This is a genomic window from Cellulosimicrobium sp. MI9406, from assembly GCF_040595865.1.
Lineage (GTDB): Bacteria > Actinomycetota > Actinomycetes > Actinomycetales > Cellulomonadaceae > Cellulosimicrobium > Cellulosimicrobium funkei.
The window spans coordinates 8,838-22,780 of record NZ_JALIZI010000003.1 but is presented as its reverse complement, the minus strand read 5'-3'; the positions used below and the strand labels follow the sequence as shown (position 1 = coordinate 22,780).

The window sequence follows — 13,943 nt, the reverse complement described above, 5'->3', positions numbered from 1 at the left end:
GCGCCATGCCCCGTGCCAACCTGGACAAGAAGCCCTCCGAGGTCGCGTCGATGTTCGACGGGATCGCCTCCCGGTACGACCTGACCAACGACATCCTGTCGCTCGGGCAGGACCGCGCGTGGCGCCGGGCGACGGTCCGCGCGGTCGGCGCGCTGCCGGGCGAGAAGGTCCTCGACCTGGCGGCCGGGACGGGCACGTCCTCGGAGCCGTTCGCCGACGACGGCGTGCGCGTCGTCCCGTGCGACTTCTCCATCGGCATGCTCCAGGTCGGCAAGGAGCGCCGCCCGGACCTCCCGTTCGTCGCCGGGGACGCGACGCGGCTCCCGTTCGCGGACGGCACGTTCGACGCGGTGACGATCTCGTTCGGGCTGCGCAACGTCGTCGACACCGAGGGGGCGCTGCGCGAGATGCTGCGCGTCGTGCGGCCGGGCGGGCGCGTGGTGATCTGCGAGTTCTCGACCCCCACGTGGGCGCCGTTCCGCGTCCTGTACCAGGAGTACCTGGTCCAGGCGCTGCCGCGCATCGCCTCGGCGGTGACGCGCGAGGGCGGGTCGTACGAGTACCTCGCCGAGTCGATCGCCGCGTGGCCGGACCAGCAGGGCCTGGGTCGTCTCCTGCTGCGCGCGGGCTGGGAGAAGGTCGCCTACCGCAACCTCTCCGGCGGGATCGTCGCGCTGCACCGGGGCGTGCGCCCGGCCTGACGCCACACACCAGGACGAGGCCCCGCGCGCCGCGCGGGGCCTTCTCGGCGACCCCGGCGGCGCGCGGCCGCGTCGGCACGCGTGCGCGGCGCTGACCTGGGACGACGGTGCCCCGGGCGGGCGCGGACGCGCGGGAGGCTAGGCCATCGTGGCGCCGGCCCCCTTGCCCGCGAGTCCTCGTCCCCAGGGTCGGGTGTCGCCGCGTGCCGGGACCTTCGTCACAGGATCTCCCAGGGAAGGGTCGCCTTGCTACACATCTCCCGTCCGGAGTGACTAGAGTGGCGGTGTCCATTGTGACCGACTTCACAAGGACAGTGGGTGCACCGTGTCCCGAGCCGGGCCACGGTGGAGCATCGCACGAGGACTCCGACGACGGGACGGCGAGGTGGGCACGGTGGGCGCGAGGCTCGACGACGCCGACGTGATCGTCGTGGGCGCCGGCCCGGCCGGTTCCGCGGCCGCCCACTACTGCGCCGCCGCGGGCCTGAGCGTCCTCCTCCTCGAGAAGTCCGCCTTCCCGCGCGACAAGATCTGCGGCGACGGCCTGACGCCGCGCGCGGTCGCCGAGCTCGTGCGCATGGGCGTCCCCACGCGCGCCGAGGACGGCTGGATCCGCAACCGCGGGCTGCGCGTCGTCGCGAGCGGCCGCTCGTGGGAGCTCGCGTGGCCGGACCTCGCGTCGTACCCCAGCTACGGCATGGCCCGCGCGCGCCACTCGTTCGACCGCACGCTCGCCGAGCACGCGCAGCGCACCGGCGCCAAGCTGCTCGAGCGCACCGCCGTCACCGGCCCCGTCCTCGACGAGCGCACGGGCCGCGTCGTCGGCGTCACGGCGCGCCCCGTGGACGAGAAGGGCCGGCGCGCCGGGGACGAGGTCACCTACCGGGCGCCCGTCGTCATCGCGGCCGACGGCGTCTCGTCCCGCTTCGCGCTCGCCCTCGGCCTCGCGCGGCGCGAGGACCGCCCGATCGGCGTCGCCGTCCGGACCTACTTCCGCACGCCCCGCCACGACGACCCGTGGATGGAGTCCCACCTCGAGCTGTGGGACGGCAAGCCCCGCGAGTCGAACCTGCTGCCGGGCTACGGCTGGATCTTCTCGCTCGGCGACGGCACGGCGAACGTCGGCCTCGGCTCGGTCAGCTCGACGCCCGCGCGGCAGTCCGCGGCCAACGTCGACTACAAGGACCTGTTCGCCACCTGGATGCGCAACGCGCCCCCCGAGTGGGAGTTCACGGAGGAGAACCGGCTCGCCCCGGTGCGCGGCGCGGCGCTGCCCATGGGCTTCAACCGCACGCCGCTGTACACGCGCGGCGTGCTGCTCGTCGGGGACTCGGGCGGCATGGTCAGCCCGTTCAACGGCGAGGGCATCGCCTACGCGATGCAGGCCGGTCGGGCCGCGGCCGACGTCGTGGCCCAGTCCCGCGTGCGCCTCACCGACGCGGGGCGCGAGCGTGCGCTGCAGACGTACCCGCGCCTCATGCGGCGCGAGCTCGGCGGCTACTACACGCTCGGCCGGTACTTCGTGAAGCTCATCGAGCACCCCGAGATCATGCGGATCTGCACGCGCTACGGGCTCCCGCGCCCGGTCGTCATGCGGTTCGTCCTCAAGCTCCTGTCGGACTGCTACGAGCCCCGCGGCGGCGACTGGGTCGACCGCGTCATCGCCGGGCTGACCAGGGTGGTGCCATCGTCATGAGCCCACGAGGTGGGCCGGCACCCGCGCACCACGCAGCGCCGGCACTCGCACCACCTGACCGCGGACCCGGACGACGCCGTCCGGGGAGACCCGTCCCGAGCCCCCACTCGAGGAGTCGACGATGACCAACCCGTACGTCCCGCTGCTCGTCCTCATGGGCGTGGCCGCCGTGCTCGCGCTCGGCGGCGTCGCCGCGAGCGCGGTCATCGGCCCCAAGCGGTACAACCGTGCCAAGCTCGACGCCTACGAGTGCGGCATCGAGCCCACGCCCCACGCCGTCGGCGGCGGGCGCTTCCCGATCAAGTACTACCTCGTCGCGATGACGTTCATCGTCTTCGACATCGAGGTCGTCTTCCTCTACCCGTGGGCCGTCGACTTCGCGACGCTCGCGACGTTCGGGCTGGTGGCGATGCTCGCGTTCCTCGCGCTCATCACCGTCCCGTTCGTCTACGAGTGGCGCCGCGGCGGCCTCGAGTGGGACTGACGGTGGCACCCAGCGGGGGCCCCGGCGGGCACCGGCGAGAGAACTAGGAGAGACACCATGGGGATCGAGGAAGCTCCCTCGGGCTTCTTGCTCACCACGATCGAGGACCTCGCGGGGTACCTGCGCAAGGCGTCGCTGTGGCCCGTGACCTTCGGCCTCGCGTGCTGCGCCATCGAGATGATGGCGGCGGGCGCGTCGCGGTTCGACCTGTCGCGCTTCGGCATGGAGGTCTTCCGCGCGTCGCCGCGCCAGGCGGACCTCATGATCGTGGCCGGGCGCGTGAGCCAGAAGATGGCGCCGGTCGTGCGGCAGGTCTACGACCAGATGAGCGAGCCCAAGTGGGTCCTGTCCATGGGCGTGTGCGCGTCGAGCGGCGGCATGTTCAACAACTACGCGATCGTCCAGGGCGTCGACCACGTCGTCCCGGTGGACATCTACCTGCCCGGCTGCCCGCCGCGGCCGGAGATGCTCATCAACGCGATCCTCGCGCTGCACGACCAGATCCAGCACGAGCCGCTCGGCGTGAACCGCAAGGAGGCGGCGCGCGCCGCCGAGGCGGCGGCGCTCGAGGCGACGCCCACGTTCCAGATGAAGGGGCTGCTGCGGTGACGGACGAGAAGAGCGGCGCCGGCACGCCGGTGCCGCAGCCGGAGGAGGTGAACGGCCCCCGGTCGGCCGACCTCGTGACCGGTGCCGGGGCGCCCCGCACGCTCGAGGTCGTCGAGGTCCGCGAGGGCATGTTCGGCGTCCACGGCTCGGGCGACACGTCCGGCTACGGCGGCCTGGTGCAGCCCGTCGCGATGCCGGGCGCGAGCGCCCGCCCCTACGGCGGCTGGTTCGACGAGGTCGTGGACGTCCTCGCGGAGGTGCTCGAGGCGTCCGGCGTCGGGTTCGACGCCGCGGTCGAGCGCGTCGTCGTCGACCCGCCCGGCGCCCACGCAGAGCTGACGCTGCACGTACACCGCGACCACCTCGTCGAGGTGTGCCGGGCGCTGCGCGACGACCAGGACCTGCGCTTCGAGCTGAGCCTGGGCGTGAGCGGCGTGCACTTCCCGCACGACGTCGGCCGCGAGCTGCACGCCGTCTACCACCTGACCTCGATCACCCACGGCCGGCGGCTGCGGCTCGAGGTGTCGGTGCCCGACGCGGACCCGCACGTGCCGACCACGACGTCCGTCTACCCGACGAACGACTGGCACGAGCGCGAGACGTGGGACTTCTTCGGCATCGTCTTCGACGGCCACCCGTCGCTCGCGCGCATCGAGATGCCCGACGACTGGCCGGGCCACCCGCAGCGCAAGGACTACCCGCTCGGCGGGATCCCCGTCGAGTACAAGGGCGCGACCGTGCCCCCGCCCGACACGAGGAGGTCGTACTCGTGAGCACGCACACCACCGGCGCCCCCGGCGGCGCCCCGCACGCCACCCGTCCGCCCGTCGGCGACTTCGACCCCGGCGTCCCGAGCTTCGAGGCGTCCGGCGGCGACTGGGCCGAGATCGCGGAGAGCGCCGTCGCGGCCGCCGCGCTCGGCGAGGAGCGCATCGTCGTCAACATGGGTCCGCAGCACCCGTCGACGCACGGCGTGCTGCGCCTCATGCTCGAGATCGACGGCGAGACGGTCACCGAGGCGCGCTGCGGCATCGGCTACCTCCACACCGGCATCGAGAAGAACATGGAGTTCCGGACGTGGACGCAGGGCGTCACGTTCTGCACCCGCATGGACTACCTCGCGCCGCTGTTCCAGGAGACGGCGTACTGCCTCGCGGTCGAGAAGCTCCTCGGCATCACGGACGACGTGCCCGAGCGGGCCAGCGTCATCCGCGTGCTGATGATGGAGCTCAACCGCATCGCGTCCCACCTCGTGTGCCTCGGCACGGGCGGCAACGAGATGGGCGCGACGACCGTCATGACCATCGCGTTCACCGCGCGGGAGGAGATCCTGCGGATCTTCGAGGCGGTCACGGGGCTGCGTATGAACCACGCGTACGTCCGCCCGGGCGGCGTCGCGCAGGACGTGCCGCCGGACCTCGTCGAGCAGGTGCGCCGGGCGGACCCGCTCGTGCGCCGCTACCTCGGCCAGCTCGGCGACCTCATGCTCGCCAACCCCATCTTCAAGGGGCGCCTCGTCGGGGTCGGGCACCTCAACCTCGCGGGCTGCATGGCGCTCGGCGTCACCGGGCCGGTGCTGCGCTCGACGGGCCACCCGTACGACGTGCGCAAGGCCGACCCGTACTGCGGCTACGAGACGTACGACTTCGACGTCCCGACCGCGACGGGCGCCGACTGCTACGACCGCGTCGTGCTGCGGCTCGAGGAGTGCTACCAGTCGCTGCACATCGTCGCGCAGTGCCTGGACCGCCTCGAGGCGACGGCGGGGCAGCCCGTCATGGTCGGCGACCGCAAGATCGCGTGGCCCGCGCAGCTCGCGATCGGGAGCGACGGCCAGGGCAACTCGCTCGAGCACATCAAGGAGATCATGGGCTCCTCGATGGAGGCCCTGATCCACCACTTCAAGCTCGTCACCGAGGGCTTCCGGGTCCCCGTGGGGCAGGCGTGGCAGACCGTGGAGCACCCGCGCGGCGAGCTCGGGGTGCATCTCGTGTCCGACGGCGGCACGCGCCCCTACCGGGCGCACTTCCGCGACCCGTCGTTCAACAACCTCCAGGCCGTGGCGGCGATGTGCGAGGGCGGCCAGGTGGCCGACGTCGTGGTCGCGGTCGCGTCCCTGGACCCGGTGCTGGGAGGGGTGGACCGATGACCATCGACGCCGGACCTGCGACGGACGGGACGCCCGCCGGGCGTGCCCGCCCCGGGTACGACGCGGAGACGACGGCGCGCCTCGCCGCCGACGCCGCGCAGATCGTCGCGCGCTATCCCGAGTCCCGCTCCGCGCTGCTGCCGATGCTGCACCTCGTGCAGTCCGAGGACGGCTACGTGTCGCGCGACGGCATCCTGTTCTGCGCGGAGCAGCTCGGGCTCACCGCCGCGGAGGTCTCCGCCGTCGCGACGTTCTACACCCAGTACAAGCGCCACCCCAACGGCACCTACACCGTGGGCGTCTGCACGAACACGCTGTGCGCGATCATGGGCGGCGACGCGATCTTCGACGAGCTGTCGGACCACCTCGGCGTCGGGCACGACGAGACCACCGAGGACGGCGCGATCACGCTCGAGCGCGTGGAGTGCAACGCGGCCTGCGACTACGCGCCCGTGATGATGGTCAACTGGGAGTTCTTCGACAACCAGACCCCCGGCAGCGCGACGGACGTCGTGGACCGGCTCCGTGCCGGCGAGCCCGTCGCCCCGACGCGCGGCGCGGCGAGCGTGTGCACGTTCAAGCAGATGAGCCGCGTGCTCGCCGGCTTCCCCGACGGCCGCGCCGACGAGGGCGTCGGTGCGGGCGAGCCCACCCTCGCCGGCCTGCGGCTCGCGCGCGAGCACGGCTGGACAGCCCCGACCGGCGAGACGGACGCGGAGGCGGCCCCGGACGGCGGCGCTCCCGCCGGCGGTGCGCCCGACGCCGGCGAGGCGCAGTCGAGCGCCGAGCGGAAGCCGACGACCGACGCCGACGTCGACCCCGGCGGCAAGGCCGAGTCGCCCGGCACGAAGCCCGACCCGTCGAAGGGAGCGGACGCATGAGCGAGCAGCAGAGCACCGAGACCCGCCCGGCGCCGGACCCGCTGACCCCGGTCCTGTCGGACACGTGGGACGCGGACCGGTCCTGGACGCTCGCGTCCTACCTGGACCGCGGCGGCTACGCGGGCCTGCGCGCCGCGCTCGGGCAGGACCCGGGCGACGTCGTCGCGACGGTCAAGGCGTCCGGCCTGCGCGGCCGTGGCGGCGCCGGGTTCCCCACGGGCATGAAGTGGGGCTTCCTGCCCGCGCCCGACGGCGGCCCGCGCTACCTCGTCGTCAACGCGGACGAGTCCGAGCCGGGCACGTGCAAGGACATCCCGCTCATGCTCGCGAGCCCGCAGGCGCTCGTCGAGGGCGTCGCGATCACGTCGTACGCGATCGGGTGCCGGCACGCCTTCATCTACGTGCGCGGCGAGGTGCTGCACGTGTACCGCCGCCTGCTGCGCGCGGTCGAGGAGGCGTACGAGGCCGGCTACCTCGGCAAGAACGTGCTCGGGTCGGGCTTCGACCTCGACGTCACGGTCCACGCCGGGGCCGGCGCGTACATCTGCGGCGAGGAGACGGCGCTGCTCGACTCGCTCGAGGGCCGCCGCGGGCAGCCGCGGCTCAAGCCGCCGTTCCCCGCGGTCGCGGGCCTGTACGCGCGCCCGACGGTCGTCAACAACGTCGAGTCGATCGCGAGCGTGCCGTCGATCGTCGCGCGCGGCGCGGACTGGTTCACCTCGATGGGCACGGAGCGCTCGGCCGGCGTCGGCCTGTTCTCGCTCTCCGGGCACGTGACGCGGCCGGGGCAGTACGAGGCCCCGCTCGGCACGACGCTGCGCGAGCTGCTCGACCTCGCGGGCGGGATGCGCGGGGGCAAGGCGCTGAAGTTCTGGACGCCGGGCGGCTCGTCGACGCCGCTGTTCACCGACGCGCACCTCGACACCCCGCTCGACTACGAGTCGGTCGCGGCGGCGGGCTCGATGCTCGGCACGCGCGCGCTCCAGCTCTTCGACGAGACGACGTGCGTCGTGCGGGCCGTGAGCCGGTGGACCGACTTCTACGCGCACGAGTCGTGCGGCAAGTGCACGCCGTGCCGCGAGGGCACGTACTGGATGAAGCAGGTGCTGGCGCGCATCGAGGCGGGCCAGGGCACGGAGGCCGACCTCGACCTGCTCCTCGACACGTGCGACAACATCCTGGGCCGTGCGTTCTGCGCGCTCGGCGACGGCGCCACGTCGCCCGTCACGAGCAGCATCGCGCTGTTCCGCGACGAGTACGAGGCGCACATCACGGAGCACCGCTGCCCGTTCGACCCGGCGGCCTCGGCACTCTTCGACTACACGCCCCGCCCGGCCCGCGTCCTGACGGCAGGAGTGCACTGATGACGACCACGACCCCCGCCCCGGGCACCGGCTCCTCGGCCGTCGCGCCCTCGGGCGGCGCGGCCAAGCCCCCGGCCCCCGCGGACCAGGTGACGTTCACGATCGACGACATCGAGATGTCGGTGCCCAAGGGCACGCTCGTGATCCGCGCGGCCGAGCAGATCGGGATCCAGATCCCGCGGTTCTGCGACCACCCGCTGCTCGAGCCCGCCGGGGCGTGCCGCCAGTGCCTCGTCGAGGTCGCGGCGCCCGACCGCGAGGGCAACGTGCGGCCCATGCCGAAGCCGCAGGCGTCGTGCACGCTCGAGGCGACGCCGGGCATGGTGGTGAAGACCCAGCGCACGAGCCCGGTCGCCGACAAGGCGCAGCACGGGATCATGGAGCTGTTGCTCATCAACCACCCGCTCGACTGCCCGGTGTGCGACAAGGGCGGCGAGTGCCCCCTGCAGAACCAGGCGATGAGCAACGGGCGCGCGACCAGCCGGTTCGTCGACGTCAAGCGCACGTTCCCCAAGCCGATCGCCGTCTCGACGACGATCCTGCTCGACCGCGAGCGCTGCGTCCTGTGCCAGCGGTGCACGCGCTTCTCCCAGGAGATCGCGGGCGACGCGTTCATCGACCTGCAGAAGCGCGGCGCCGCGCAGCAGATCGGGCGCTTCGACGAGGCCGTGCTCGACTTCACGCCGCCCGCGGGCGAGGCGCCCGGCGACCGCCCGGTGGGCCTGGCCCTGGAGGACGAGGCGGGCCTCCCGTTCGCGTCGTACTTCTCCGGCAACACCGTGCAGATCTGCCCGGTCGGCGCGCTCACGGGGGCGGCGTACCGCTTCCGGTCGCGCCCGTTCGACCTGGTCTCGACGCCGTCGATCGCCGAGCACGACTCGTCCGGGTCGGCGATCCGCGTCGACCACCGCCGGGGCGTCGTGCTGCGCCGCCTCGCGGGGGAGGACCCGCTGGTCAACGAGGAGTGGATCACCGACCGGGACCGCTTCGCCTTCACGTGGCAGTCCGCGCCGGACCGTCTCACGCACCCGCTCGTGCGCGACCGCGAGGTCGCGCCCGACGGGACCGTCACGCGCGGCGAGCTGCGCCCGGCCTCGTGGGCCGAGGCGCTCGAGGTCGCGGCCGACGCCCTGACCCGGGCCCGCGACGCGGGCGGGGTCGGCGTCCTGCCGGGCGGGCGGCTCACGGTCGAGGACGCCTACGCGTACGCCAAGCTCGCGCGCACGTGGCTGCGCACGAACGACGTCGACCACCGGGCCCGCGCGCACAGCGCGGAGGAGGCGGACTTCCTCGCGCACGCGGTCGCCGGCACGGGTCTCGGCGTGACCTTCCCCGACCTCGAGAAGGCCCCCGCGGTCCTGCTCGTCGGCCTCGAGGCCGAGGAGGAGGCGGGCGTCGCGTTCCTGCGCCTGCGCAAGGGCGCGCTGCGGCACCGGGTCCGCGTGTTCTCCGTGGCGCCGTTCGCGTCGCGCGGCGTGCAGCGCATGCACGGCACGCTGCTCCCCGCCGCCCCGGGGACCGAGGCCGAGTGGCTCGACGGCATCGCCGCGGGCGACCGGGTCCGCACGCTCGACGAGGCGAGCGGCACCGACGACGTCCTCGCCGACGCGAGCGACGCGCTCCGCCAGCCGGGGGCGGTCGTCCTCGTGGGCGAGCGGCTCGCCACGACGCCCGGCGGGTACAGCGCGCTGCTGCGCGCGGTCGCCGCGACGGGCGCACGCCTCGCCTGGGTCCCGCGCCGAGCGGGCGAGCGCGGCGGCGTCGAGGCGGGCACGCTGCCCAACCTCCTGCCGGGCGGACGCCCGGTCGCCGACGCCGCGGCCCGCGTGGACGTCGCGACCGTGTGGGGCGCGGCGACCACCGAGGACCACCCCGCGGGGCTGCCCACCGCGCCGGGCCGCGACCTGGGGGAGATGCTCGACGCGCTCTCGGTCGGCCAGCTCGCGGGCGTCCTCGTGGGCGGGCTCGAGCTCGACGACCTGCCCGACCCGGCGCACGCGCGCCGCGCGCTCGAGGCGGCGGACGTCGTCGTCTCGCTCGAGGTGCGGCGCTCGGCGGTGACGGACCTCGCCGACGTCGTCCTCCCGGTCGCGCCGCCCGTGGAGCGGGCCGGGGCGTTCGTCAGCTGGGAGGGGCGCGTGCGCCCGTTCCCGGCCGCGCTCGCCTCGACCGCGATGCCCGACCACCGCGTGCTCGACGCACTCGCGGACGCCGCCGGCGCCCCGCTCGGCCTGTCGACGCTCGAGGCCGTGCGCGCCGAGCTCGAGCAGCTCGTGGGCGACGGCGCGTGGGACGGCGCGCGCGCCGCGGCGCCCACGGTCGACGCGACCGAGCCGCCCGCCGTCGCGCCGGGGACCGCGGTCCTCGCGAGCTGGCGCCTCCTGCTCGACGACGCGCGCGGCCAGGACGGCGAGCGGTACCTCGCCGGCACGGCCAAGCGCCCCGTGGCACGCCTGTCGGCGGCCACGGCCGCTGCGGTCGACGTGTTCGACGGCGAGCTCGTGCGGGTCGTCACCGACCGGGGCGCGGTCACGCTCCCCGTGGTGGTGACCGACATGGTCGACCACGTGGTGTGGCTGCCGCTGCGCTCGCCGGGGTCGTCCGTGCACGCCACGCTCGGCGCGGTGCCGGGCGACCTCGTCCGGCTCGAGCCGGGGACCACCGACGGAGGGGAGGGCGCATGAGCGGCCTGCACGCGCTCCACGCGCTGGCCACCGAGACGCCGGCGGTGCCCGGCATCACGGCGAACTTCTCGCAGGACAACGGCTGGACGTACCTCGTCAAGGCCGTCCTCATCCTCGTGTTCCTGCTGACGAGCGTGCTCTTCGCGATCTGGTTCGAGCGCAAGGTCGTCGCCCGCATGCAGGTGCGGCCCGGCCCGAACTGGCACGGCCCGTTCGGCCTGCTGCAGTCGCTCGCCGACGCGATGAAGCTCCTGCTCAAGGAGGACATCACCGTCAAGGCGGCCGACAAGTTCGTCTACCTGCTCGCGCCGATGATCTCCGTGTTCTGCGCGCTCCTCGTGTTCGCGGTCATCCCGTTCGGGCCCGAGGTGCAGATCCCGTTCACGGACTACGTGACGCCCGCCCAGCTCACCGACTTCCCGGTCGCGACGCTCTACATCCTCGCGTGCGCGTCGCTCGGCGTGTACGGGATCGTGCTCGGCGGCTGGTCGTCCGGCTCGACGTACCCGCTGCTCGGGTCGGTCCGCTCGACGGCCCAGGTCATCAGCTACGAGCTCGCGATGGGCCTGTCGCTCGTCTCCGTCTTCCTCATGGCGGGGTCGATGTCGACCTCGCGCATCGTCGACTCGCAGACGCAGCTGTGGTGGTTCCTCCCGCTCCTGCCGGCGTTCGTCATCTACGTGATCTCCATGGTCGGCGAGACGAACCGCCTGCCGTTCGACCTCCCCGAGGCCGAGGGCGAGCTCGTGTCGGGGTACATGACCGAGTACTCGTCGATGAAGTTCGCGTGGTTCTTCCTCGCGGAGTACATCAACATGCTCAACGTCTCCGCGGTCGCGACGACGCTGTTCCTCGGCGGGTGGCGGGCCCCGTGGCCGCTCTCGGCGATCAACGACGGGATGTTCAACGAGGGCTGGTGGCCCATCCTCTGGTTCCTCGTCAAGGTCTGGGCCGTCATGTTCTTCTTCGTGTGGGTGCGCGGCACGCTGCTGCGCCTGCGCTACGACCAGTTCATGCGCTTCGGCTGGAAGGTCCTCATCCCCTTCGCCCTCGCGTGGCTCGTGCTGCTCGCCGTCGCCCAGGCCGTGCGCCAGTTCCTCGACGTGGACCTGCGCGTGTTCATCGGGATCGCGGTCGCGATAGCCCTCGTCGTCGTGGTCGTCGTCTGGTTCTGGCCCGAGAAGAAGGCGCCACCCGGCGCCGCTCCGCGCGCCGCGGGAGCCGCGCCCGAGCCGTTCGACGCGTTCGCCGGCGGCTTCCCCGTGCCGCCGCTGCCCGGCCAGTCGCTCCCGCCCTCGCCGCGCCGTCGGGCCCTCGTGCCCGACGACGCGGGCGCGGCCCGGACGTCCGCACCGGGTGCCGGTGCCCCCCGCGACACACCGCACGACAAGGAGGTCGACCGTGGCTGACGACCAGAAGCCGGACCGGCCGGGCGAGTACGAGGTCCGCCGGCCGCAGGCGAGGGGCTTTCGCGAGCTCGTCGCGCCCGTCGCCGGGTTCGGCGTGACCTTCTCCTCGATGTTCCGGCCGACCGTGACGGAGCAGTACCCGCGCCAGAAGGTGCCGCCCAAGCCTCGCTACCACGGCCGGCACCAGCTCAACCGATACCCCGACGGGCTCGAGAAGTGCATCGGGTGCGAGCTGTGCGCGTGGGCGTGCCCCGCGGACGCGATCTACGTCGAGGGCGCGGACAACGCCGACCTGCCCGACGGCGGCCACATGTCGCCCGGCGAGCGGTACGGCCGCGTCTACCAGATCAACTACCTGCGCTGCATCTTCTGCGGCCTGTGCATCGAGGCGTGCCCGACGCGCGCGCTGACGATGACCAACGAGTACGAGCTCGCCGGGCCGACGCGCGAGGGCATGATCTGGGAGAAGCAGGACCTGCTCGCGCCGCTGCGCGAGGGCATGCTCGCCGCGCCGCACCCGATGGTGCCCGGGACGTCGGACACCGAGTACTACCGCGGAGAGGTGAGCGGACCGGTGGCCGAGCAGGTGGAGTGGGTGCGCGAGCACCGGCCGGACGACCCGACGCTCCCGCCGGAGCCGGCGGGCCGCGAGCCGGAGGTCCGACGGGTCACGCAGCCGTCCGGGCGGTCCGCCCGTCCGTCGGCCCGGAAGGGCGCGCGGTGATCGGGGGCGGCGGCGAGGCGGTCCTCTTCTGGGTCCTCGCCCCCCTCATGGTGCTCGCGGCGCTCTCGCTGCTCTTCGCGCGCAAGGCGGTGCACGCCGCCATCGCGGTCATGTTCGTCATGGTCGACCTCGCGATCCTCTACATCGCGCAGGAGGCGCCGTTCCTCGGCGTCGTCCAGGTGGTCGTCTACACGGGCGCCGTGATGATGCTGTTCCTCTTCGTGCTCATGCTCGTCGGCGTCGACGCGTCGGACTCGCTCGTCGAGACGATCCGCGGCCAGCGCTGGATCGGCGTGCTGCTCGGGCTCGGGCTCGGGGCCGTGCTGGTCGGCGTCGTGTCGCAGGCGGCGTTCCCGCCCGCGGTCGGCCTCGAGGCCGCGAACGCGGTGACGAACCCGACGGCGCTCGCGCGCGTGCTCTTCGCGGACTACGTGTTCGCGATGGAGGTCGTGGGCGTCCTGCTCATCACCGCCGCGGTCTCGGCGCTCGTGCTCACGCACCGGCGCCGGCTCACCCCGAAGGTCGGCCAGCGCGAGCAGGCGGACGCGAAGGTCGCGGCCCTGCCCTCGGGCGGCCGGCTCACGCCGCTCGCCGCGCCCGGCGTCTACGCGCAGAACAACGCGATGGACACGCCGGCCCTCGACCCGCAGGGGCGGCCCATCGAGGAGTCGGTGTCCCGCATCCTGCGGATCCGTGGCCAGGAGCGCTCGGCCGGCACGATCCTCGAGGCCGAGCGCGACGTGCTCGTCGAGCACGAGCCGCACCGTGCCCTGCCCGCGCTGCGGGCCCAGGACGCGAACGAGCGCGTGGTGCAGGCCGCGACGGCCGAGCAGCCCGAGGGCGAGCCGCCCGAGGGCGAGCCGCCCGCCGGCGACGTCGGGGGTCCCGACGACCCGGGCCGGTCCCGCGTGCCCGGCGCCACCCCGGGAGGAGAGGACTGATGGAGCTCACCCACTACCTCGTGCTGGCCGCGATCCTCTTCGCGATCGGCGCGGCGACGGTCCTGCTGCGCCGCAACGCGATCATCGTGTTCATGGGCATCGAGCTCATGCTCAACGCGACCAACCTCGCGTTCGTCACGTTCGCCCGCATCCACGGCGACGTGACCGGCCAGGTCCTCGCGTTCTTCGTCATGGTGGTCGCGGCGGCGGAGGTCGTCGTCGGCCTCGCGATCATCGTGTCCATCTTCCGCACCCGTCGGTCCGCCTCGGTCGACGACGTCAACCTGCTCAAGAGCTGAGG

Annotated in this window: 13 protein-coding genes; all 13 read left to right on the top strand. The window is 73.5% G+C overall.

Annotated features, from left to right (window positions below; all coding sequences use genetic code 11):
- Positions 1–5: 5 nt before the first annotated feature.
- The 13 genes from MT994_RS05780 (at position 6) to nuoK (ending at position 13,941) form a co-directional block, all read left to right on the top strand.
- Entirely contained in the window at positions 6–701 is a 696-nt protein-coding gene (locus MT994_RS05780; RefSeq protein ID WP_043653744.1) for a demethylmenaquinone methyltransferase, read from the top strand.
- 394 nt (positions 702–1,095) lie between these two features.
- Positions 1,096–2,397, top strand: a complete 1,302-nt coding sequence (locus MT994_RS05775) for a geranylgeranyl reductase family protein (RefSeq protein ID WP_228485243.1) — start codon at positions 1,096–1,098, stop codon at positions 2,395–2,397.
- A 121-nt stretch (positions 2,398–2,518) separates the two neighbouring features.
- On the top strand, positions 2,519–2,881 hold the full coding sequence (locus tag MT994_RS05770) for an NADH-quinone oxidoreductase subunit A (protein WP_021481795.1): 363 nt from the start codon (positions 2,519–2,521) through the stop codon (positions 2,879–2,881).
- A 57-nt stretch (positions 2,882–2,938) separates the two neighbouring features.
- Positions 2,939–3,490, top strand: coding sequence for an NADH-quinone oxidoreductase subunit B (locus MT994_RS05765; protein WP_021481794.1), 552 nt, complete (start codon positions 2,939–2,941; stop codon positions 3,488–3,490).
- A 74-nt stretch (positions 3,491–3,564) separates the two neighbouring features.
- The gene (locus MT994_RS05760; protein WP_354805841.1) at positions 3,565–4,263 is read left to right on the top strand and encodes an NADH-quinone oxidoreductase subunit C; all 699 of its coding nucleotides are present in this window, start codon (positions 3,565–3,567) and stop codon (positions 4,261–4,263) included.
- A 113-nt stretch (positions 4,264–4,376) separates the two neighbouring features.
- Positions 4,377–5,639 carry an NADH-quinone oxidoreductase subunit D gene (locus MT994_RS05755; protein ID WP_232322817.1) on the top strand — a complete coding sequence of 421 codons (1,263 nt, stop codon included), beginning with the start codon at positions 4,377–4,379 and terminating at the stop codon, positions 5,637–5,639.
- Positions 5,636–6,520 carry an NADH-quinone oxidoreductase subunit NuoE gene (gene nuoE, locus MT994_RS05750; RefSeq protein WP_354805496.1) on the top strand — a complete coding sequence of 295 codons (885 nt, stop codon included), beginning with the start codon at positions 5,636–5,638 and terminating at the stop codon, positions 6,518–6,520. Before MT994_RS05755 ends, nuoE begins: the two co-directional genes overlap by 4 nt.
- Entirely contained in the window at positions 6,517–7,884 is a 1,368-nt protein-coding gene (gene nuoF / locus MT994_RS05745; protein WP_354805495.1) for an NADH-quinone oxidoreductase subunit NuoF, read from the top strand. Before nuoE ends, nuoF begins: the two co-directional genes overlap by 4 nt.
- Complete coding sequence (locus MT994_RS05740; protein WP_354805494.1) at positions 7,884–10,568, top strand: NADH-quinone oxidoreductase subunit G; 2,685 nt, start codon at positions 7,884–7,886, stop codon at positions 10,566–10,568. Before nuoF ends, MT994_RS05740 begins: the two co-directional genes overlap by 1 nt.
- On the top strand, positions 10,565–11,977 hold the full coding sequence (nuoH, locus tag MT994_RS05735) for an NADH-quinone oxidoreductase subunit NuoH (RefSeq protein ID WP_085388429.1): 1,413 nt from the start codon (positions 10,565–10,567) through the stop codon (positions 11,975–11,977). Before MT994_RS05740 ends, nuoH begins: the two co-directional genes overlap by 4 nt.
- The gene (gene nuoI / locus MT994_RS05730; protein WP_354805492.1) at positions 11,970–12,701 is read left to right on the top strand and encodes an NADH-quinone oxidoreductase subunit NuoI; all 732 of its coding nucleotides are present in this window, start codon (positions 11,970–11,972) and stop codon (positions 12,699–12,701) included. The genes nuoH and nuoI overlap by 8 nt, the downstream gene beginning before the upstream one ends.
- A complete protein-coding gene (locus MT994_RS05725; protein WP_354805491.1) occupies positions 12,698–13,642 on the top strand; it encodes an NADH-quinone oxidoreductase subunit J in 945 nt (314 codons plus the stop codon). Before nuoI ends, MT994_RS05725 begins: the two co-directional genes overlap by 4 nt.
- Positions 13,642–13,941 (top strand): NADH-quinone oxidoreductase subunit NuoK, encoded by a 300-nt coding sequence (gene nuoK / locus MT994_RS05720; RefSeq protein ID WP_021482715.1) that lies wholly within the window; start codon positions 13,642–13,644, stop codon positions 13,939–13,941. Before MT994_RS05725 ends, nuoK begins: the two co-directional genes overlap by 1 nt.
- The last annotated feature ends 2 nt before the right edge of the window (positions 13,942–13,943 follow it).

What these genes read in the sequence shown, in the direction of transcription:
- MT994_RS05780 (WP_043653744.1), top strand. Translation starts at nt 6, where the DNA reads ATGCCCCGTGCCAACCTGGACAAGAAGCCCTCCGAGGTCGCGTCGATG.
- MT994_RS05770 (WP_021481795.1), top strand. Translation starts at nt 2,519, where the DNA reads ATGACCAACCCGTACGTCCCGCTGCTCGTCCTCATGGGCGTGGCCGCC.
- MT994_RS05765 (WP_021481794.1), top strand. Translation starts at nt 2,939, where the DNA reads ATGGGGATCGAGGAAGCTCCCTCGGGCTTCTTGCTCACCACGATCGAG.
- nuoE (WP_354805496.1), top strand. Translation starts at nt 5,636, where the DNA reads ATGACCATCGACGCCGGACCTGCGACGGACGGGACGCCCGCCGGGCGT.
- nuoF (WP_354805495.1), top strand. Translation starts at nt 6,517, where the DNA reads ATGAGCGAGCAGCAGAGCACCGAGACCCGCCCGGCGCCGGACCCGCTG.
- MT994_RS05740 (WP_354805494.1), top strand. Translation starts at nt 7,884, where the DNA reads ATGACGACCACGACCCCCGCCCCGGGCACCGGCTCCTCGGCCGTCGCG.
- nuoH (WP_085388429.1), top strand. Translation starts at nt 10,565, where the DNA reads ATGAGCGGCCTGCACGCGCTCCACGCGCTGGCCACCGAGACGCCGGCG.
- nuoK (WP_021482715.1), top strand. Translation starts at nt 13,642, where the DNA reads ATGGAGCTCACCCACTACCTCGTGCTGGCCGCGATCCTCTTCGCGATC.